The organism is Pseudomonas sp. R25(2017) (assembly GCF_002112565.1).
In the GTDB taxonomy this organism is placed as follows: domain Bacteria; phylum Pseudomonadota; class Gammaproteobacteria; order Pseudomonadales; family Pseudomonadaceae; genus Aquipseudomonas; species Aquipseudomonas ekonensis.
The window spans coordinates 184064-204429 of sequence record NZ_NEHZ01000001.1 but is presented as its reverse complement, the minus strand read 5'-3'; the positions used below and the strand labels follow the sequence as shown (position 1 = coordinate 204429).

The 20366-nt window shown below is 65.2% G+C and carries 15 protein-coding genes and 1 other RNA gene; 12 read left to right on the top strand and 4 right to left on the bottom strand.

Annotated elements, in window-relative coordinates; genetic code table 11:
• Window position 1 precedes the first annotated feature (1 nt).
• The 7 genes from smc (at window position 2) to CAG31_RS00780 (ending at window position 11126) form a co-directional block, all read left to right on the top strand.
• Window positions 2-3490: a chromosome segregation protein SMC gene (smc, locus tag CAG31_RS00810; RefSeq protein ID WP_085577579.1), complete on the top strand. Its 3489-nt coding sequence runs from the start codon at window positions 2-4 to the stop codon at window positions 3488-3490.
• A 259-nt stretch (window positions 3491-3749) separates the two neighbouring features.
• Window positions 3750-4607: a cell division protein ZipA gene (zipA, locus tag CAG31_RS00805; protein ID WP_085577578.1), complete on the top strand. Its 858-nt coding sequence runs from the start codon at window positions 3750-3752 to the stop codon at window positions 4605-4607.
• Window positions 4608-4695: 88 nt separating this feature from the next.
• A complete protein-coding gene (gene ligA / locus CAG31_RS00800; RefSeq protein WP_085577577.1) occupies window positions 4696-7053 on the top strand; it encodes an NAD-dependent DNA ligase LigA in 2358 nt (785 codons plus the stop codon).
• A gap of 71 nt (window positions 7054-7124) precedes the next feature.
• A complete protein-coding gene (locus CAG31_RS00795; protein WP_085577576.1) occupies window positions 7125-8291 on the top strand; it encodes a putative zinc-binding metallopeptidase in 1167 nt (388 codons plus the stop codon).
• Between the two features lie 111 nt (window positions 8292-8402).
• Window positions 8403-8499, top strand: an RNA gene (gene ffs, locus CAG31_RS00790) — signal recognition particle sRNA small type.
• Window positions 8500-8730: 231 nt separating this feature from the next.
• The gene (locus CAG31_RS00785) at window positions 8731-9138 is read left to right on the top strand and encodes a hypothetical protein (protein ID WP_085577575.1); all 408 of its coding nucleotides are present in this window, start codon (window positions 8731-8733) and stop codon (window positions 9136-9138) included.
• 35 nt (window positions 9139-9173) lie between these two features.
• The gene (locus CAG31_RS00780) at window positions 9174-11126 is read left to right on the top strand and encodes a hypothetical protein (RefSeq protein ID WP_085577574.1); all 1953 of its coding nucleotides are present in this window, start codon (window positions 9174-9176) and stop codon (window positions 11124-11126) included.
• 275 nt (window positions 11127-11401) lie between these two features.
• Here CAG31_RS00780 and CAG31_RS00775 read toward each other — a convergent pair whose 3' ends face one another.
• Entirely contained in the window at window positions 11402-12151 is a 750-nt protein-coding gene (locus tag CAG31_RS00775) for an ABC transporter substrate-binding protein (RefSeq protein WP_085577573.1), read from the bottom strand.
• Between the two features lie 145 nt (window positions 12152-12296).
• On the opposite strand from CAG31_RS00775, the gene dnaX reads away from it, so the two are divergent.
• From dnaX to CAG31_RS00755, 4 genes are all read left to right on the top strand, one after another.
• Window positions 12297-14399 (top strand): DNA polymerase III subunit gamma/tau, encoded by a 2103-nt coding sequence (gene dnaX / locus CAG31_RS00770; protein ID WP_085577572.1) that lies wholly within the window; start codon window positions 12297-12299, stop codon window positions 14397-14399.
• A 68-nt stretch (window positions 14400-14467) separates the two neighbouring features.
• Window positions 14468-14806 carry a YbaB/EbfC family nucleoid-associated protein gene (locus CAG31_RS00765; protein WP_085577571.1) on the top strand — a complete coding sequence of 113 codons (339 nt, stop codon included), beginning with the start codon at window positions 14468-14470 and terminating at the stop codon, window positions 14804-14806.
• A 164-nt stretch (window positions 14807-14970) separates the two neighbouring features.
• Window positions 14971-15573 (top strand): recombination mediator RecR, encoded by a 603-nt coding sequence (gene recR / locus CAG31_RS00760; protein WP_085577570.1) that lies wholly within the window; start codon window positions 14971-14973, stop codon window positions 15571-15573.
• 176 nt (window positions 15574-15749) lie between these two features.
• Window positions 15750-16898: an acyl-CoA dehydrogenase family protein gene (locus CAG31_RS00755; RefSeq protein WP_085577569.1), complete on the top strand. Its 1149-nt coding sequence runs from the start codon at window positions 15750-15752 to the stop codon at window positions 16896-16898.
• An 86-nt stretch (window positions 16899-16984) separates the two neighbouring features.
• Here CAG31_RS00755 and CAG31_RS00750 read toward each other — a convergent pair whose 3' ends face one another.
• Together CAG31_RS00750 and fnr are read right to left on the bottom strand one after the other, a co-directional pair.
• The gene (locus tag CAG31_RS00750; protein WP_085577568.1) at window positions 16985-17533 is read right to left on the bottom strand and encodes an adenine phosphoribosyltransferase; all 549 of its coding nucleotides are present in this window, start codon (window positions 17531-17533) and stop codon (window positions 16985-16987) included.
• Window positions 17534-17611: 78 nt separating this feature from the next.
• Complete coding sequence (fnr, locus tag CAG31_RS00745; protein WP_085577567.1) at window positions 17612-18346, bottom strand: fumarate/nitrate reduction transcriptional regulator Fnr; 735 nt, start codon at window positions 18344-18346, stop codon at window positions 17612-17614.
• 155 nt (window positions 18347-18501) lie between these two features.
• Here fnr and CAG31_RS00740 point away from each other — a divergent pair, with 155 nt between their 5' ends.
• Window positions 18502-18984, top strand: a complete 483-nt coding sequence (locus CAG31_RS00740; protein WP_085577566.1) for a hypothetical protein — start codon at window positions 18502-18504, stop codon at window positions 18982-18984.
• On the opposite strand, the gene hemN is transcribed toward CAG31_RS00740, so the two are convergent.
• Window positions 18981-20363 (bottom strand): oxygen-independent coproporphyrinogen III oxidase, encoded by a 1383-nt coding sequence (gene hemN / locus CAG31_RS00735; protein ID WP_085577565.1) that lies wholly within the window; start codon window positions 20361-20363, stop codon window positions 18981-18983. The two genes, CAG31_RS00740 and hemN, sit on opposite strands and share 4 nt — an antisense overlap.
• Between the last annotated feature and the right edge of the window lie 3 nt (window positions 20364-20366).

Sequence of the window (20366 nt, the reverse complement as noted above, 5' to 3'; positions counted from 1 at the left end):
CTTGCGGCTCAAGTGCATCAAACTGGCGGGGTTCAAGTCCTTCGTCGATCCGACCACGGTCAACTTCCCCAGCAACATGGCGGCGGTGGTCGGGCCGAACGGCTGCGGCAAGTCGAACATCATCGACGCCGTGCGCTGGGTCATGGGCGAGAGCTCGGCCAAGAACCTGCGCGGCGAGTCGATGACCGACGTCATCTTCAACGGTTCGACCAGCCGCAAGCCGGTGAGCCAGGCCAGCATCGAACTGGTGTTCGACAACGCCGACGGCACGCTGGTCGGCGAGTACGCGGCCTACGCCGAGATCTCGATCCGCCGCAAAGTCACCCGCGACAGCCAGAACAGCTATTACCTCAACGGCGCCAAGTGCCGCCGCAAGGACATCACCGACATTTTCCTCGGCACCGGCCTCGGCCCGCGCAGCTACTCGATCATCGAGCAGGGGATGATCTCCAAGCTGATCGAGGCCAAGCCAGAAGACCTGCGCAACTTCATCGAAGAGGCGGCGGGGATCTCCAAGTACAAGGAGCGCCGGCGCGAGACGGAAAACCGCATCCGCCGCACCCACGAGAACCTCGCCCGCCTGACCGACCTGCGCGAAGAGCTCGAGCGCCAGCTCGAACGCCTGCACCGCCAGGCCCAGTCCGCCGAGAAGTATCAGGAATACAAGGCCGAAGAGCGTCAGCTCAAGGCGCAACTGTCGGCCCTGCGCTGGCAGGACCTGAACGATCAGGTCGGCCAGCGCGAATCGGTGATCGGCAGCCAGGAAGTCAGTTTCGAGGCGCTGGTCGCCGAGCAGCGCAACGCCGATGCGGCCATCGAACGCCTGCGCGACGGTCACCATGACCTGTCCGAGCGCTTCAATCTGGTGCAGGGGCGCTTCTATTCGGTCGGCGGCGACATCGCCCGGGTCGAGCAGAGCATCCAGCACGGCCAGCAGCGCCTGCGCCAGTTGCAGGACGACCTGAAAGAGGCCGAGCGCGCAAGGCTTGAAACCGAATCGCACCTGGGCCACGACCGCACGCTGCTGCTGACCCTGGCCGAAGAGCTGGACATGCTCACCCCCGAGCAGGAAGTCACCAGCGCCGCCGCCGAGGAATCCGCCGCGGCCCTGGAAGAAGCCGAGCTGACCATGCACGGCTGGCAGGAGCAGTGGGACACCTTCAACCTGGCGTCCGCCGAGCCCCGGCGTCAGGCCGAGGTGCAGCAGGCGCGGATCCAGCAGCTCGAAACCAGCCTGGAACGTCTGGCCGACCGTCAGAAGCGTCTTGGCGAGGAGCGGGCGCTGCTGTCGGCCGATCCGGAAGACGCGGCGATCATGGAATTGAGCGAGCAGCTCGCCGAATCCGAAGCGACCCTCGAGGATCTGCAGACCAGCGAAGAGGCGCAGGTCGAGAAGCTCGAACAGCTGCGCCAGGACCTGCAACAGGCGTTGACCGCCCAGCAGCAGGCCCAGGGCGACCTGCAACGGCTCAACGGCCGTCTGGCGTCGCTGGAGGCCTTGCAGCAGGCGGCGCTCGATCCGGGCACCGGCACCGCCGAGTGGCTGCGCGAGCACCACCTGGCCGAGCGTCCGCGTCTGGTCGAAGGGCTGAAGGTGGAAGCCGGTTGGGAGCTGGCGGTGGAAACCGTGCTCGGCGCCGACCTGCAAGCGGTGCTGGTGGATGATTTCGCCGGTTTGGACCTGTCCGGGTTCGAGCAGGGCGACCTGCGCCTGCTCACCCCGGCCGGCGACGGCGCCCGGATGCCGGGCAGCCTGCTGGACAAGGTCGAGGCGCAGGCCGATCTGTCGCCGTGGCTGGGCCAGGTCAAACCGGTGGACAGCCTGGAGCAGGCCCTGGCCCTGCGCGCTCAGTTGGGCGCCGGGCAAAGCGCGATCAGCCGCGACGGCTACTGGGTCGGTCGGCATTTCCTGCGGGTGCGCCGTGCCAGCGAGGCCGAAAGTGGCGTGTTGGCGCGGGGGCAGGAAATCGACAACCTGCAGCTCGAACGCGAAGAGCGCGAAGCCACGGTCGAGGCCATGGAAACCCGCCTGCAGAACCTGCGTGCGCAACAGCGCCAGCAGGAGAACGGCCGCGAGCATCTGCGCCGGCTGCTGCAGGACGAGGCCCGTCAGCAAGGCGAGCTCAAGGCTCAGCTATCCGCCGGCAAGGCCAAGATCGAACAATTGACCCTGCGCCGCACCCGCCTGGACGAAGAGCTGATCGAGCTCGACGAGCAGCGGGCGCTGGAGCACGAACACATCGGCGAATCGCGGATGCAGCTGCAGGACGCCCTCGATGCCATGGCCCTGGACACCGAGCAGCGCGAACTGCTGCTGGCCCAGCGCGACAGCCTGCGCGAGCGGCTCGACCGGGTGCGTCAGGAGGCCCGCCAGCACAAGGATCACGCCCATCAACTGGCGGTGCGCCTGGGGTCGTTGCGCGCCCAGCATGATTCCACCCGGCAGGCGCTGGAGCGCCTGGAGATGCAGGCCGAGCGCCTCACGGAAAAGCGTGAGCAGTTGAACCTGAACCTGGAGGAGGGCGAGGCGCCGCTGGAAGAGCTGCGCCTCAAGCTGGAAGAGTTGCTCGAAAAGCGCATGAGCGTCGACGAAGAGCTCAAGACCGCCCAGATCGCCCTGGAAGACGCCGACCGCGAACTGCGCGACGCGGAAAAGCGCCGCACCCAGGCCGAGCAGCAATCGCACCTGATCCGCGGCCAGCTCGAACAGCAGCGCATGGAATGGCAAGCCCTGACCGTGCGCCGCACGGCCCTGCAGGAGCAACTGCTGGCCGACGGCTACGACCTCCACGGCGTGCTCAATACCCTGAGCGCCGAAGCCAACGAGAAGGACGCCGAAGAGGAACTGGAACGCATCGCCGCGCGCATTCAGCGCCTGGGTGCGATCAACCTCGCGGCGATCGACGAATATCAGCAACAATCCGAGCGTAAACGTTATCTGGATGCCCAGGACGCCGATCTGGTGGAAGCGCTGGAGACCCTGGAAAACGTCATCCGCAAGATCGACAAGGAGACCCGCAACCGCTTCAAGGATACCTTTGATCAGATCAACGGCGGTTTGCAGGCCCTTTTCCCGAAAGTTTTCGGTGGCGGCAGCGCGTATTTGGAACTGACGGGCGAAGATCTACTCGATACAGGGGTGACGATCATGGCGCGGCCGCCAGGAAAGAAGAACAGCACCATCCATTTGCTCTCCGGCGGCGAAAAGGCCCTGACCGCGTTGGCACTGGTCTTTGCGATCTTCAAGTTGAATCCGGCGCCGTTCTGCATGCTCGATGAAGTTGACGCGCCACTGGATGACGCTAACGTTGGACGCTACGCACGATTGGTCAAAGAGATGTCGCAGACGGTGCAGTTCATCTATATCACCCACAACAAGATCGCCATGGAAATGGCCGATCAGCTGATGGGGGTGACGATGCACGAGCCCGGTTGCTCGCGGTTGGTGGCGGTGGATGTCGAGGAGGCGATGGCGATGGTGGATGCCTGAGCCGGTGGGTTGTCGGAAAGGTGTTTTCGGTCTGTAGGACTTCATAACCGGTTCCGACTTGCTGGCCAATCGACATAAACGCGCAAGCCAATGTGACAGACGGTGTAAAGTTGCCTTTGGTCGTGCTAGTTTAATGTCAATTTTTCGTATACGTGGGCAAAACGCCTGTCAGAACATAGAGTTGGCGCCACGTTTTAAAGCGGTTTGCACAATGTAAACCCCTTATTTTTCAGCATTTTTCATAGAGGCACGGGATTACATGGAAATCGGTCTGCGCGAGTGGCTGATCGTCATCGGCATCATTGTGATAGCCGGTATTCTTTTCGATGGCTGGCGCCGCATGCGCGGCGGCAAGGGAAAACTGAAATTCCGTCTTGACCGCAATCTGTCCAACCTGCCGGACGAGGACAGCAATGCCGAGTTGCTGGGCCCGGCCCGCGTGCTGGAAACCCACAAGGAACCGCAGCTGGACGAGCATGATTTGCCGTCGGTGAGCATGCCCGCCCGTGAGCCGCGCGAGCCGCGTGAGTCCGGCTCCAAGCGCAGCAAGCGCGGCAGCAACAGCCCGGCCCAGGGCGACCTCGACCTGGACGTGGACGCCGGCCCGAGCTTCAGCAGCCGTGACGACGACTTCATCGCCGACACCAAACCGTCGCCGGCGGTGGGCGACAAGGATCAGCCGCAGGCCGAGGAAGTGCTGGTGATCAGCGTGATCTGCCGCGACCCGGCCGGCTTCAAGGGCCCTGCGCTGTTGCAGAACATCCTGGAAAGCGGCCTGCGCTTCGGCGAGATGGACATCTTCCACCGCCACGAAAGCATGGCCGGCAACGGCGAAGTGCTGTTCTCCATGGCCAACGCGGTCAAGCCGGGCATCTTCGATCTGGACGACATCGACCATTTCAGCACCCCGGCCGTGAGCTTCTTCCTCGGCCTGCCGGGCCCGCGTCATCCGAAACAGGCCTTCGACGTGATGGTGGCCGCCGCCCGCAAGCTGTCCCAGGAACTGAACGGCGAGCTCAAAGACGACCAGCGCAGCGTCCTGACCGCGCAGACCATCGAGCACTACCGTCAGCGCATCGTCGAGTTCGAACGTCGCGCCCTGACCCAGAAACGTTGATCCAAAAGGTTGCCCTGCGATGCACCGGGCAATCGGCAAAACAGATTGAGCAGCTTCGGCTGCTCTTTTGCTTTATGAGAGAACACCCATGACTGCCGTCGAAACCCGCATTCTAGAGCTGCGCGCCGAGCTCGATCAGCACAACTACCGTTACCACGTCCTCGACGAGCCGAGCATTCCGGACGCCGAGTACGACCGGCTGTTCCACGAGCTCAAGGCCCTGGAAGCGGCCCACCCGGAGCTGGTCACCCGCGACTCGCCGACCCAGCGCGTCGGCAGCGTGGCGCTGACGGCATTCACCCAGGTGCGCCATGAAGTGCCGATGCTCAGCCTCGGCAACGCCTTCGAAGAGACCGACATGCGCGAGTTCGACCGACGGGTGACCGAAGGCCTGGACCTGCCGGCCGGCGACCTGTTCGGCGGCGGTGCGGCGGTGGAGTACAGCTGCGAGCCGAAGCTCGACGGCCTGGCCGTCAGCCTGCTGTACCAGGACGGCCTGCTGGTGCGCGGCGCCACCCGTGGCGACGGCACCACCGGCGAAGACATCAGCGTCAACGTGCGCACCGTGCGCAACATCCCGCTGAAGCTGCACGGCAGCGGCTGGCCGGCGACCCTGGAAGTGCGCGGCGAAGTGTTCATGTCCAAGGCCGGTTTCGAGCGCCTCAACGAGTCTCAGCTGGAGAGCGGCGGCAAGACCTTCGCCAACCCGCGCAACGCCGCCGCCGGCAGCCTGCGTCAGCTCGACTCGAAGATCACCGCCAACCGCCCGCTGGAATTCTGCTGCTACGGCATCGGCCAGGTGTCCCACGACATCGCCGACACCCACATCGGCAATCTCAAGCAGCTCCAGGCCTGGGGCATGCCGATCAGCCACGAGCTGAAACTGGCCAAGGGCATCGACCAGTGCCTGGACTACTACCGCGACATCGGCGAGCGGCGCAACGGGCTGGCCTACGAGATCGACGGCGTGGTGTTCAAGGTCAACAGCATCGCCGACCAACGCGAGCTGGGTTTCCGCGCACGGGAGCCGCGCTGGGCCATCGCACACAAGTTTCCGGCCATGGAAGAGCTCACCGAACTGCTCGACGTGGAATTCCAGGTCGGCCGCACCGGCGCCGTCACGCCGGTGGCGCGCCTCAAACCGGTCAAGGTCGCCGGCGTCACCGTGGCCAACGCCACGCTGCACAACATGGACGAAGTGGCGCGCCTGGGCCTGATGATCGGCGACACCGTGATCATCCGCCGCGCCGGCGACGTGATCCCGCAGGTGGTGCAGGTCGTCGCCGAGCGCCGGCCCCACGATGCGCGTCCGGTGCAGATCCCCGAGAACTGTCCGGTCTGCGGCTCCCATGTCGAGCGCACGCAACTGGTCAAGCGCAGCAAGGGCCGCGAAACCGTCAGCGAGGGCGCGGTGTACCGCTGCGTCGGCCGTCTGGCCTGCGGGGCGCAGCTCAAGCAGGCGATCATCCACTTCGTGTCCCGTCGGGCCATGGACATCGAAGGGCTGGGCGACAAGAGCGTCGAGCAGTTGGTGGATGAAGGGCTGGTGAATTCGCCGGCCGATCTCTACGCGCTCAAGTTCGACGACATCGTCGATCTGGAAGGCTTCGCCGAGGTGTCGAGCAACAAGCTGCTGGCCGCCATCGACGACAGCAAGAAGCCGGGGCTGGCGCGCTTCATCTATGCGCTCGGCATCCCTGACGTCGGCGAGGAGACGGCCAAGGTGCTGGCGCGTTCGCTGGGTTCCCTTGAGCGCGTGCAGCAGGCCTTGCCGCAGGTGCTGACCTACCTGCCGGACATCGGCCTGGAGGTGGCGCACGAAATCCACAGCTTCTTCGAAGACGACCACAACCGTCAGGTGATCGGCGAACTGCTGGGCCATGGCCTGCAGATTCAGGACCAAGGCGAGCTGGGGGCGGAATTCGCCGCCAGCACCACGCTGGGCGGTTTGCTCGACAAACTGCACATTCCGTCGGTCGGCCCGGGCGGAGCGCAGAAGCTGGCGGACAAGTTCGGTTCGCTCGAAGGGGTGATGAACGCCGACTGGCTGGACATGCGTCAGGCATTGCCGGAGAAGCAGGCCAATTCGGTTCGCGAGTTCTTCGCGTTGCCCGAGCACCGTCAGCTGGCCGAGTCCGCCGAGCGACAATTGCGCGATTTCGGCATGCACTGGCAGAGCGAAAAGAAAGTCGTCGAAGGCCTGCCGCTGGCCGGCCAGACCTGGGTGCTGACCGGCACGCTGGAGCTGATGAGCCGCGACATCGCCAAGGAAAAGCTCGAAAGCCTCGGCGCCAAGGTGGCCGGCTCCGTGTCGGCCAAGACCCACTGCGTGGTCGCCGGCCCCGGCGCAGGCTCGAAGCTGATCAAGGCTAATGAGCTGGGGCTCAAGGTGCTGGACGAAGAGGCGTTCGTGGCGTTCCTGAAGGGGCACGGTATCGCTGTTTGATCGAATGCCCTGCGGGAACGGTCAAGGCGCCGCAATGATCTAGTCTTGGCTAACCCCAGGGAGAGATCGCCATGTATCGCTTTTTCGAGCAGCTCGGTTCCCGCCTCATCGCGCCGTTCGCGGGCGAACCTTCGCGCAGCAGCAAAGTCTGGCCGTGCCGTTGCGGCCAGTCGCTGTTCTTCCGCAACAGCCAATGTCTGGCCTGCAATGCGGTGCTCGGCTACCAGCCGGGCCGGGCGCTGCTGACCTCGCTGCAGCCGGGGCCGGAGCAGGGCACCTGGACGCTGGATGCGGCCCCGGACGCCGGCCTGTTCCGCCGCTGCGCCAACCTCGACACGCCCGCCGCCTGCAACTGGCTGCTGCCGGCCATCGGCGATGATGTCCTTTGCGCTGCCTGCCGGCTCAACCGCACCGTTCCGGACTTGTCCGATGCGCAGAACCCCGAGCGCTGGCGCAAGGTGGAGATCGCCAAACGACGGCTGGTGGCGCAACTGATCAGCCTCGGCCTGCCGGTGATCCCCAAGACCGTGGATGAGGACACCGGCCTGGCCTTCGACTTCATCGGCATCGACCGCGAGGGCAACGCGCCCGTCACCGGCCATGCCAACGGCCTGATCACCCTCGACATCAAAGAAGCCGACGACGCCCACCGCGAGCAGGTGCGGGCGGCGATGCACGAACCCTACCGCACGCTGCTCGGGCACTTCCGTCATGAGGTCGGGCACTATTACTGGGATCGGCTGATTGCCGACGGGCCCTGGCTGGGGGCGTTCCGCAACCTGTTCGGCGACGAGCGGGCCAGCTACGCCGAAGCATTGGAGCGGCACTATCGGGAAGGCGCCCCGGCGGACTGGCAGCAGAGCCACGTCAGCGCCTACGCCACCATGCACCCTTGGGAAGACTGGGCGGAAACCTGGGCGCACTACCTGCACATGATGGATGCCGTCGACACCGCGCTGGGCTTCGGCATGAGTGCGCGGGAGGTGGAGCTGGACTATCCGCCGTTCCCGGCCAGCGTGCTGTATGACCCGGAGCATCCCGAAGGGCCGGCGTTCCTTTCGTTCGTCAACGCCTGGATCGAGCTGGCGGGGATGCTCAACGAACTGTCGCGCAGCATGGGCCAACCGGATTTCTATCCCTTCGCGCTGCCGGCGGCGGTCATCGCCAAGCTGCATTTCATCCACCTGGTGACCCAGCAGGCGGGCGGCAGGGCGGACGAAGTGCTTCAGGCGCAATAGCAAGTGCTTGAACCTCTTCATGTTTTTATTCTGCAACCAGCGGTTGTAACTTCGCCTCAGATAGGTACAATGGCGCGGCTCGCCGACAGGTGAGCGTCGTTATGGTGACCCTATCGGTCCCCCCGCAACGATTACCCGTGAACCTGGTCAGAGCCGGAAGGCAGCAGCCACAGCGGGAACATTGTGTGCCGGGGTGTGGCTGGTAGGGTTGCCACCTTAACGAACACCGAACGCGTCAACACCGAACTGCATGGGTTTCGCCCACTGCGGTTTTTTTGTGTCTGCGATTTGCCTGTTTGGCCTCGATCCTTTGCGCAGGCGGGCCTGCCCGCGGTGGCGCCATCGTGGCGTTAATATTTCCAATCAGGTTCCCGTGCCTGCGTCGAGGACGGGGGTGGCATACTCCAGCACCTGTCATCGAGAAAGTGGAGCGGACGAAATGGATGACTTGATCCGAGAAAGGATCCGCGACTGGCAGTTCAGGCGCCTGGAGATCAAGGAGCGGATGCAGTCGCACCCCGAGGAGACGCTGGAGCTGGCGCAGGTGCTGGACCTGATGGATGAAGAGCATGCCGCGATCCTCAGCGGCGCGGCCGGCCATGAAGCGGACGCCGGCGTCGCAGCCGACGAGGCGCCGCAGCCGGCTGCCGGTGCGTTCAGCCTGCAACTGCATGTGGCTGCGCACAGCGGCGAGGACTTGAGCCGCCTGCTCGACCTGGCCGTCCACGAGCTGCAGAAGCGCATCCAGGCCAACGAGGCACCGGGAGGCTGCCCCGGCAACATGTCGGGCACCCTCGGCGACTATCGTTTCGAGCTTCACCTCAACGACGGGGTCGCCGATGAATGACCCTGTGACCCGTTTTCTGCCGGCGACGAGGGCGTATGCACCCGGAACACGTTGATCTGTCCAGCCCCGTGTACTTGCCGGTCACCGATGACACCTGCACAGGGCTGCTGCAGGCGGACGGCGCCACCCTGCTCGGCACCCTGACGGATCCGGAGCTGGCGGCGGTGCTGGTCATCCAGAACCTGGCGCAAGCGGCGCAGCAGGCGCTGACCGCCAGTGCGGCGGAAGCGGTGCTGACCAGGCTGATCGCCTGGTCCGTCGAGGCGCGGCCCGGTGGCGGGGCGGGCTTGCTGGCGGAGGCGCAACGGCTGTTCGACCCGCGCAAGCTGTACTTCGGCCTGAACGTCATCAAAGGCTTGGGACTGCGCCTCCTGCCGGCCGACGAGGTGGCGGCGAAGCGTTACCTGCTGCCCGACGGCCAATGGGATACCGGGTTCAAGATCCGCCATTTCACCGCCAACAATCCGTTCAGCCAGCAGATGGTGACGCCCCGGCACCGCGAGCGCTGGCTGAGCCCTGCGCAAGACAAGCTGATTCGAACCTTCCGCGCCAACTTGGACGAAGACCTGCACGTGCAGGGCTACGCCGGCATCGGCAAAAGCCACGTGCTGGGCGCCCTGATGGAGTGCCTGCGGCCGGGCGCCACGCTGGTGCTGGCGCGCACCGCCGAAAAGCTGGCGACCCTGCGCGAGCGGGCTGGCCAGGGGCGGATGGGCAGCGCGTGCGCCACCTTCGAGGGGTTTGCGCGCAACCTGTTGCACGAGCCGGTTTCCCGATCGGCGGGTAAGCGCTCGGCAGGGCCGGGCCGGCAAGCGCTGTGCGAAGCGTTGAACATCCTCGGTTTTCAGGCCCGTGACGTTCAGGCGACTCTGGATCTTTGCCTCAAGGTGGTTGAAACCTACTGCGGCTCACGGGATCGCAGCCTGTCGAGCAGGCATTTCCCCGTGTTCAGGACGCCGTTGACCGGTCTGGAGGCCAACGTGCTGCTCGAGTATTCGAGTCGGCTGTGGGGCTATCTGCAGGCCGATCCGGCGTGGGCCGGCCAGACCGGCTTCGAGGCGCTGCTGCTGATCAAGCGGGCGAGCCTCGCAGGCTGCCGGGTGCCCGACCGTTACACGCATGTGCTGATCGACGAAAGCCAGGACGTTCCAGCCTCCCTGCTGCAGATGCTGGAGCGGGGCCGGCAGGTGCTGATCACTTTGGGGGATGAGTACCAGCACGCCAGCCGCGACATCGTCAAAAGAAAGCGTGAAGTGCGCCGCAGTGACATCAACTGCTCCGTGCGTTCTGGCCGCAGCGTCGAGCGCCTGGTCAACCCGTTGATCTTGCTGCACTCGCAAAAGAGCAAGGTGCCCTTTGAAGGCGCCCGCGACGCCGATGTCGGCATCGAGCATTACCCGCAAGGCTTTGTGCCGCCTGAAGGCTGCGTAGTGTTGACGGCCTCCCGCTGGGACACCATGAAGTGGGCCCTGGAGCTGCTCGACGCCAACTGCCCGTTCAGCTTTGCGGACGCGGCGGCGCAGACGGGCTTCATGACGTCGGCCATCGAGCTGTTCAGGTCGGAGCGCTACGGCGGCGGATTGCGCGAAGGCGCGCTGCATCCGGCGTTCAGCGATCTGCCCGACTGGCGGCAGGTGCGTGAGGCCAACCGGTTCGACGGGGCGTTCCTGTGGGTCGAGGCCAGACTGGAAAAGGGCCTGACGGTAGCCGACCTGAACCGCATTCACCTGATGGCCGGCATCCCGGGCAAGCGCTGTCTGCTGATGCGGGCGGAGGAGGCGGGTGGCATGGAGTTCGACCGGGTTCTGCTGACGCCCGAGCTGCTCACCACCGAGCCATTCAGGGACGCCGACGAATTCGACCACCGGATCTGCGCGGTGTACATCGCCGTGTCCCGCGCCAGGCAGCAGCTTTACCTGCCGTTCGATGCCGTCGAATGGGTCGAGTACCACAAGGACCGGCCGTTCCGGGAACGGCAGGGTTACTGACCGGGATCGCCACAAGGCCCCTGTGGGAGCCTGTTGGCGATGGCGGTGGGTCAGGCGCCGGGGATGTCGGCCGTGATGGCCCAATCGCTGGCAAGCCAGCTCCCACAGGTTTTTGTGGCGTACCTAGATCCTGCAAACACCCGGGATACCTGTGGGAGCCAGCCTGCTGGCGATGGCGGCGGGGCAGGCACTGGTGATGCCGGATGTGCCGGCCTCATCGCTTGCAGGCAAGCTCCTACAGGTTTGCGGTGGCCGCTGATCTGGCTTTCATAGGGTCATTTGGAGCTTTCGGGCGTGCCGGTGTAGAGCCGGATGATGTCATCGATCTCCCCCGACATTTTCATCCTCAGCAGCGTGCGCAGGATCCGCTGCGCCGGCACCTGCGGATCGTTCCTCACGTAGCAGCCGACATGCTGCTCCTGCAGCACCGCCACCCCTTGCAGTTGCTGCCCCGGCAGCAGGCGTTGGTTGAACCAGTCCAGGGTCCATTGATTGCTCACGGCGTAGCGGTAGCGCCCGGCGATGAGCTTCTCCAGCACCTGTTCCTGGTTGCGTGCGTCTTCGCGTTGCAGGCGGCCGCTGTCGAACAGCGGTTGCAGGGTGGGGTAGGCGTAACCCAGCACCGTGCCGACGGGTTGGTGCGCAAGGTCAGCGGAGTCGATGCCGGCGGGCGGGCCCTGAAGGCTGATCAGCAGGTCGCGCTGGAACAGCAGCGGCACGCTCCAGAGGTAGTCGCCGGACTGGTTGGGCAGCCAGGACTGCGCGGCATAGCAGCGCACGTCGACCTCGCCGTGCTCCATGGCGTTCTGCACCCGGGTGCGGGGTAGCACATGAAATTGCGCCGGCACGCCGACCTGGGTCGCGAGGCTGAGCATCATGTCGTACAGGATGCCCTGGGTCGGGCGGCCGCGTTCGAACTGCACCATCGGCATCGCCCAGCTGTCGGCGACGACGAAGCGCAGCGGCGCGTCCGACGCCGCCACATTCAGGCTGATCCCCAGCATTGTCCCCAAGGCCCACCGCATAAACGCTCCGGCAATTCCCGATCCCGAACCGATAAACGCCTCTGAGCATGCAGCTTAGCCAGATTAGGCGAGGACACCGGATGCAATTTTGCCCTTGCTCCGCTAGCATTAGCCGCTTCTGCTTCCTTTGCCGCGACGGTTTTCGATGAGTTATCAGGTTCTTGCACGTAAATGGCGTCCGCGCTCGTTCCGCGAAATGGTCGGCCAGACCCATGTGCTCAAGGCTCTGATCAATGCCTTGGACAGCCAGCGGCTGCACCACGCCTACCTGTTCACCGGCACCCGCGGGGTCGGCAAGACCACCATTGCGCGGATCATCGCCAAATGCCTGAACTGTGAGACAGGCATCACTTCCAGCCCCTGCGGCGAGTGTTCGGTGTGCCGCGAGATCGACGAAGGCCGTTTCGTCGACCTGATCGAGATCGACGCCGCGAGCCGCACCAAGGTCGAAGACACCCGCGAGCTGCTCGACAACGTGCAGTACGCCCCGAGCCGCGGACGCTTCAAGGTCTACCTGATCGACGAAGTGCACATGCTCTCCAGCCACTCGTTCAACGCGTTGCTCAAGACGCTCGAAGAGCCGCCGCCCTACGTCAAGTTCATCCTGGCGACCACCGACCCGCAGAAACTTCCGGCAACGATTCTGTCGCGCTGCCTGCAGTTCTCCCTGAAGAACATGACCCCGGAGCGGGTGGTCGAGCACCTGACCCACGTGCTCGGCGCCGAAAACGTGCCGTTCGAGGACGACGCCCTGTGGCTGCTGGGCCGCGCGGCGGACGGCTCGATGCGCGACGCCATGAGCCTGACCGACCAGGCCATCGCGTTCGGTGAAGGCAAGGTGCTGGCCGCCGATGTGCGGGCGATGCTCGGCACCCTGGATCACGGCCAGGTCTACGACGTGCTGCATGCGTTGATCGAAGGCGATGCCAAGGCCTTGCTCGAAGCCGTGCGCCATCTGGCCGAGCAAGGGCCTGACTGGAACGGCGTGCTCTCGGAGATGCTCAACGTGCTGCACCGCGTGGCCATCGCCCAGGCGCTGCCGGACGGCGTCGACAACGGCCACGGCGACCGTGACCGCGTGCTGGCGCTGGCACAGGCGTTGCCTGCCGAAGACGTGCAGTTCTATTACCAGATGGGCCTGATCGGCCGCCGCGACCTGCCGCTGGCGCCGGATCCGCGCGGCGGCTTCGAGATGGTGCTGTTGCGGATGCTGGCCTTCCGGCCCGCCGACGCGACGGACGCCCCGAGGCAAACGCTAAAGCCGGTGGGGATCAGCCAGGCCACAGTTGATTCCGCGAACGCAGTGGCTGCCGCGCCGAAGGCTGCTTCGGTGGCGGCGGTTGCTCCCGATCCTGAGCCGGCCCCCGCGCCGGCGGCCGTTGCGCCGGTGCCCGCACCTGCGCCTGCCCCGGAACCGGCCCCGGAGCCTGTCCAGGCCGCTCCATCAGCGGAGCCCGAGCCGGAACCCGTCGCCGAGCCCGAGCCGGTCGTCGACCTGCCGTGGAACGACCCGGTGGATGCGGTTCCGGTGCAGCAGCCGGCCGTCGAGCCGGTGCTGGACACCGTCGCCGAGCAGCCGGACCTGCCGCCGGTGCTGTCGCCGACCCCGGACAGCGTGGTGCCGGATGCGCCGGAGTGGGCTTCGGCGGCGATTCCCGAGCCGTCCATGGCCGATGTCGATGCCGCGACCCCCGGCATGGACGCGGACGACGAACCGCCGCTGGACGAGGACTACATCGAGCCGGACATGGATTCGGCCTACAGTTACCTGGATGACCTGGCCAGCGAACACGCCGCCGAACCTGCGCCGGAGCCCGAGCCTGAACCTGCTGCGGCGCCGGCCACCGGCCTGGCCCTGCAATGGCTGGAGCTGTTCCCGAAACTGCCGGTCTCCGGCATGACCGGCAGCATCGCCGCCAACTGCACGCTGATCGCGGTCGACGGCGACCATTGGCTGCTGCACCTGGATCCGGCCCACAGCGCGCTGTTCAACGCCACCCAGCAGCGCCGGCTCAACGATGCGCTGAACCAGTACCATGGGCGCACGCTGAGCCTGTCCATCGAGCTGATCAAGCCTGAGCAGGAAACGCCGGCCCAGGCTGCGTCCCGCCGCCGCGCCGACCGTCAGCGCGAGGCGGAGGAGTCGATCCACGGCGATCCGTTCATCCAGCAGATGGTGCAGCAGTTCGGCGCGGTCGTGCGGCACGATACTATTGAACCTGTCGATGCCCTGGTCGCCCAGGGCTAACCAATGAAGGCGCCGGGCCGCGAACGCCGGGCGCCGTTTTGATCCAAGTACTTTTTGAGGTGATTCCCATGATGAAAGGTGGCATGGCCGGCCTGATGAAGCAGGCGCAGCAGATGCAGGAAAAAATGGCCAAGATGCAGGAAGAGCTGGCCAACGCCGAAGTCACCGGCAAGGCGGGCGGCGACATGGTGAGCGTGGTCATGACCGGCCGTCACGACCTCAAGCGCGTCAGCATCGACCCGAGCCTGCTGCCGGGCCTGGACGATGACGACCGCGAAGTGATCGAAGACCTGGTGGCCGCCGCCGTCAACGACGCCGTGCGCAAGATCGAAGCCAACAGCCAGGAGAAAATGGGCAGCATGACCGCCGGCATGCAACTGCCGCCGGGCATGAAACTGCCGTTCTGATCGGCTTCGCGCATCGCACGCAACACGAAAATGCCAGGCGTTTGCCTGGCATTTTTGCAGGTGCCGCCTTCAAGAGGCGTCCCGGGCCCGTAGGGCCGGACAATTGACGCTGTCCGGAGGCGCGGGTATAAACCGCGTCTCGTTGTTTTGTCGGACTTTTCCCCATGAGCTTCAGCCCTTTGATTCGCCAACTGATCGACGCCCTGCGAACCTTGCCGGGAGTGGGTCAGAAAACTGCCCAGCGCATGGCGTTGCAGTTGCTCGAACGCGACCGCAGCGGCGGTACGCGTCTGGCCCAGGCGCTGAGCCAGGCCATGGAGGGGGTCGGGCATTGCCGCCAGTGCCGCACGCTGACCGAAGACGACCTGTGCCCGCAATGCGCCGATCCGCGCCGCGACGACACGCTGCTGTGCGTGGTGGAAGGGCCGATGGATGTCTACGCGGTCGAGCAGACCGGGTTCCGCGGGCGCTACTTCGTGCTCAAGGGGCACCTGTCGCCGCTGGACGGCCTGGGTCCTGAGGCCATCGGCATTCCCCAGCTGATGGCGCGCATCGAAGAGGCGGGCACCTTCACCGAAGTCATTCTCGCCACCAACCCGACGGTGGAAGGCGAGGCCACGGCGCACTACATCGCCCAACTGCTGCACAACAAAGGCCTGGTCGCCTCGCGCATCGCCCATGGCGTACCGCTGGGCGGCGAGCTGGAGCTGGTGGACGGCGGGACGCTGGCCCACTCGTTCGCCGGGCGCAAGCCGATTTCCCTCTGAAGGTCGGCTGCCGGTTTCGGCCCCATCGCCAGCAGGCTGGCCCCCACACTATTTCAATGTGGGAGCCAGCCTGCTGGCGATAGAATCCCCTCGATCCTTCTGATACCCACACAATCCTGTTGAAAACCAAGCAAGCGCTCGGTTAACGTCGGCGAACCTTTCCGTGGAGTTCGCCGATGCCCGCCTTCCAGGAATACTTCGACCCCAGCCACCAGATGATCCGCGACAGCGTCAGACGTTTCGTCGAGCGCGAGATCCTGCCTGACATCGATGCGTGGGAAGAAGCCGAAAGCTTCCCCCGTGAGCTGTATCTGAAGGCCGGCGCCGCCGGCATCCTCGGCATCGGCTATCCAGAGGCATTGGGCGGCAGCCACGAAGGCGACCTGTTCGCCAAGGTCGCCGCCAGCGAAGAATTGATGCGCTGCGGCTCCGGCGGCCTGGTGGCGGGCCTCGGCTCGCTGGACATCGGTTTGCCGCCGATCCTCAAGTGGGCCAGGCCCCACGTGCGTGACCGCGTGGTGCCGGCGGTGCTGCGCGGCGAGAAAATCTGTGCCTTGGCCGTCACCGAGCCCGGCGGCGGATCCGACGTCGCCAACCTGCAGACCCGCGCCGTGCGCGACGGGGACATCTATCGGGTCAGCGGCAGCAAGACCTTCATCACCAGCGGCGTGCGCGCGGACGTCTACACCGTCGCGGTGCGCACCGGCGCGCCCGGGTTCGGCGGCATCAGCCTGCTGATGATCGAGAAGGGCACGCCGGGTTTCACCGTGGGTCGGCAACTGAAGAAAATGGGCTGGTGGGCGTCGGACACGGCCGAGTTGTTCTTCGACGATTGCCCCGTGCCGGCGGGCAACCTGATCGGGGCCGAAAACATGGGCTTCGCCTGCATCATGGGCAACTTCCAGAGCGAGCGCCTGGCCCTGGCGCTGATGGCCAACATGACCTCGCAGATGGCCCTGGAGGACAGCCTGGCCTGGGCCCGGGAGCGTGAGGCGTTCGGCAAGCCCATCGGCAAGTTCCAGGTGATCCGGCACAAGCTGGCCGAAATGGCCACGGCGCTGGAGGTGTCGCGGGAGTTCACTTACCGGCAGGCGGCGAAGATGGCGGCGGGGCAGAGCGTGATCAAGGAGATCTCCATGGCCAAGAACTTCGCCACGGACACCTCGGAGCGCATCACCACCGAAGCCGTGCAGATCCTCGGCGGCCTGGGCTACATGCGCGAGAGCCGGGTGGAGCGGCTGTACCGGGACAACCGGATCCTGTCCATCGGCGGCGGGACGCGGGAAGTGATGAACGAGATCATCGGCAAGCAGATGGGGCTGTGAGGCTGCGGTGCTGCAACAGGGGGGGAACACGATCCCCACCCCTGTGGGAGCCAGCCTGCTGGCGCTGACGACCGAAAAGGCGTCGCTTACTTGTCGGTCAGGGCGAACCGGGTCAGGCAGAACGTAGGAATCCCCATGTCCTGCAGACGCTGGGAACCGCCCAGCTCCGGCAGGTCGATGATCGCGGCCGCCTCGTGCACCCGGGCGCCCATGCGGCGGATCAGGTTGGCGGCTGCGATCAGGGTGCCGCCGGTGGCGATCAGGTCATCGAACATCACCACCGAATCGCCTTCGCACAGGCTGTCGGCATGCACTTCCAGGAAGGCTTCGCCGTACTCGGTCGCGTAACCTTCGGCCAGCACGTCGGCCGGTAGCTTGCCCTGTTTGCGGAACAGCACCAGCGGCTTGTTCAGCTGGTAGGCCAGCACCGAACCGATCAGGAACCCGCGCGCGTCCATTGCCCCGATGTGGGTGAAGTCGGCTTCCACGTAGCGGTGGGCGAAACTGTCCATCACCTGGCGCAGGGCGGTCGGGGACTGGAACAGCGGGGTGATGTCGCGAAAGATCACGCCCGGTTTCGGAAAGTCGATCACGGGGCGGATCAGGGATTTGATGTCGAAGGAATCGAAGGGCATCGTCGAGGTGTCCTGGCAGGGCTGCAAACGGCGCAGTATACCCGCGGCTGAAACGGTTCGCTCGGCCGCGGGTCGAGATCAGCCTTCGATGGAGCCGCCGGCCAGCGCGCACAGCTGGATCGGGTCGAGGATGTGGATTTCCTTGCCTTCGGCGGCGATCAGCTCGTTCTGCTGGAAGCGGGTGAAGACCCGGGACACGGTTTCCACCGCCAGGCCCAGGTAGTTGCCGATCTCGTTGCGCGACATGCTCAGGCGGAACTGGTTGGCCGAGAAGCCGCGGGCGCGGAAGCGGGCGGACAGGTTGACCAGGAACGTGGCGATGCGCTCGTCGGCGGTCTTCTTCGACAGCAGCAGCATCATCTGCTGGTCGTCGCGGATCTCGCGGCTCATCACCCGCATCAGTTGGCGGCGCAGCTGCGGCAGTTGCAGGGCCAGTTCGTCGAGGCGCTCGAACGGGATCTCGCAGACCGACGTGGTCTCCAGGGCCTGGGCGGACACCGGGTGCTTCTCGGTGTCCATGCCGGACAGGCCGACCAGTTCGCTGGGCAGATGGAAGCCGGTCAGTTGCTCCTCGCCGGTGTCGCTCAGGCTGAAGGTCTTGAGGGCGCCGGAGCGTACTGCAAAGACGGAATCGAACACGTCGCCCTGGCGGAACAGGAACTCGCCCTTTTTCAGCGGACGGCCGCGTTTGACGATTTCGTCCAGCGCATCCATGTCTTCCAGATTCAGAGAAAGTGGCAGGCAGAGAGGGGCCAGGCTGCAGTCCTTGCAATGGGCCTGGTTGTGAGCGCGCAGTTTAACTGGCTCGGACATTTCTTTGATCCTTGTGGGAAAACACACATAAGGCGTAAGGGTAACTCAGCACAGGACATTCAGGCCAGCCTGTGGCGAGACGGCCCCAGGGATGTAAAGCCCACGGGGCTGTGGCCGATAACCTGCTATCAGAAGGCATGCAAGGAACCGTTCCGATGGCCGCCATTGGCACGTTGAACCCCGGCAGCAGCGGTGTTGTGCCGTTGCCGGAAGGTGTTAGAGACTCCGCCGGCGCCGAGCCGGAAACCGTATCGGCGCTGTCGGCAACCCCGACCTTGGTCGAGAGCGTCAAAGTGTCGCTGTCCGGCGAGGCCTTGGAGAAGTCCGCCGGTTTCGGCGGCGACAACCATGACATCGAAGGCAGCGACTTGCCGGAGAACGTCCAGCAGTTGCTCAAGATGATCCGCAAGTTTCGGCAGCAGATCACCGAGAAGAACGCGCGCATCAACGCCGTGATGGCCGACAAGACCCTCTCCAACGAAGAGCGGACGGCCAAGATCGCCGCACTCAAGAGCGCCATCTCCGCCCTCAACACTGGCCTGATCACGGCCAACCTGTCCCTCGCCAAGGTTGTGGATCAATCGGGCCTGACCTCGGAGCAGAACATGAAGACCGCCTCGCTGCTGACGAAGGACTAGATCACCCGGGAAAAGCGCTGGCGGTTCTGCTGCTCAAGGTAGGCGTCGAACACCATGCACACCGAGCGCACCAGCAAGCGTCCTGCAGGCAGTACGTTGATCCGTTCGCTGTCCAACTCGATCAGGCCGTCCCGGGCCATGTCCTGCAGTTGCGGCCAGAGCGCGCCGAAGTAGCCTTGGAAGTCGATGTTGAAGGCGCGTTCGATGTCGGCGAAGTCCAGGCTGAAATTGCAGATCAACTGCTGGATCACCGCCCGGCGCAGACGGTCGTCGGCGTTGCAGACCAGGCCGCGGCTGGTGGCCAGCTGGGCCCCGGCCAGGGTGTTCTGGTACTGGTTCAGGTCGCTGCTGTTCTGGCAGTACAGATCGCCCACCTGGCTGATCGCCGACACGCCAAGGCCGATCAGGTCGCAATGGCCGTGGGTGGTGTAGCCCTGAAAGTTGCGTTGCAGGGTCGACTCTTCCTGGGCCACCGCCAGTTCGTCGTCGGGCAGGGCGAAATGGTCCATGCCGATGTAGCGGTAACCGGCGGCGGTCAGTTGCTCGATGCTGCGTTGCAGCATCTCCAGCTTCTGCGCCGGGCTCGGCAGCTCGTTGCCGTTGATCCGCCGCTGCGGCATGAAGCGTTCCGGCAGGTGCGCGTAGTTGAACACCGAGAGCCGGTCCGGTTGCAGGTGGATGACTTCCTCGACGGTGCGGGCGAAGTTGTCCGGGGTCTGCTTCGGCAGGCCGTAGATCAGGTCGATGTTGATCGAGCGAAATTGCAGGGTGCGTGCCGCATCGATCACCGCACGGGTTTCCTCCAGGCTCTGCAGGCGGTTGACCGCCCGCTGCACGGCGGGGTCGAGGTCCTGCAACCCGATGCTGACCCGGTTGAAGCCCAGTTCGCGCAGAAGGCCCATGGTCGACCAGTCGGCTTCGCGGGGATCGATCTCGATGCCGTAGTCGCCGGAATCGTCGTCCAGCAGGTTGAAGTGCTTGCGCAGGTGCGCCATCAGTTGGCGCAGCTCGTCATGGCTGAGGAAGGTCGGGGTGCCGCCGCCGAAGTGCAGCTGCTCGACCTTCTGCGCAGGATCCAGGTGGCAGGCGATCAGCTGGATTTCCTGCTCCAGGCGTTGCAGGTAGGGCAGCGCGCGGCCGCGGTCCTTGGTGATGACTTTGTTGCAGGCGCAGTAGTAGCAGATGTTCGCGCAGAACGGCACGTGCACATACAGCGACAACGGGCGCAGGGCCTTGCGGCTGTCGCGCAGGGCGTGGAACAGGTCGAAGGTGCCGACCTGGCTGTTGAATTGGACGGCCGTCGGGTACGAGGTGTAGCGCGGCCCCGCCAGGTCGTAGCGGCGGATCAAATCGGTGTCCCAACGAATGGCGTCGAGCATGCG

Bases quoted from the DNA above. Each gene is read 5' to 3' on its own strand.
- CAG31_RS00765 (WP_085577571.1), top strand. From the start codon at position 14,468: ATGATGAAAGGTGGCATGGCCGGCCTGATGAAGCAGGCGCAGCAGATG.
- hemN (WP_085577565.1), bottom strand. From the start codon at position 20,363: ATGCTCGACGCCATTCGTTGGGACACCGATTTGATCCGCCGCTACGAC.
- CAG31_RS00750 (WP_085577568.1), bottom strand. From the start codon at position 17,533: ATGCCCTTCGATTCCTTCGACATCAAATCCCTGATCCGCCCCGTGATC.
- CAG31_RS00795 (WP_085577576.1), top strand. From the start codon at position 7,125: ATGTATCGCTTTTTCGAGCAGCTCGGTTCCCGCCTCATCGCGCCGTTC.
- CAG31_RS00755 (WP_085577569.1), top strand. From the start codon at position 15,750: ATGCCCGCCTTCCAGGAATACTTCGACCCCAGCCACCAGATGATCCGC.
- CAG31_RS00780 (WP_085577574.1), top strand. From the start codon at position 9,174: ATGCACCCGGAACACGTTGATCTGTCCAGCCCCGTGTACTTGCCGGTC.
- recR (WP_085577570.1), top strand. From the start codon at position 14,971: ATGAGCTTCAGCCCTTTGATTCGCCAACTGATCGACGCCCTGCGAACC.
- dnaX (WP_085577572.1), top strand. From the start codon at position 12,297: ATGAGTTATCAGGTTCTTGCACGTAAATGGCGTCCGCGCTCGTTCCGC.
- zipA (WP_085577578.1), top strand. From the start codon at position 3,750: ATGGAAATCGGTCTGCGCGAGTGGCTGATCGTCATCGGCATCATTGTG.
- fnr (WP_085577567.1), bottom strand. From the start codon at position 18,346: ATGTCCGAGCCAGTTAAACTGCGCGCTCACAACCAGGCCCATTGCAAG.
- CAG31_RS00740 (WP_085577566.1), top strand. From the start codon at position 18,502: ATGGCCGCCATTGGCACGTTGAACCCCGGCAGCAGCGGTGTTGTGCCG.
- CAG31_RS00775 (WP_085577573.1), bottom strand. From the start codon at position 12,151: ATGCGGTGGGCCTTGGGGACAATGCTGGGGATCAGCCTGAATGTGGCG.
- CAG31_RS00785 (WP_085577575.1), top strand. From the start codon at position 8,731: ATGGATGACTTGATCCGAGAAAGGATCCGCGACTGGCAGTTCAGGCGC.
- ligA (WP_085577577.1), top strand. From the start codon at position 4,696: ATGACTGCCGTCGAAACCCGCATTCTAGAGCTGCGCGCCGAGCTCGAT.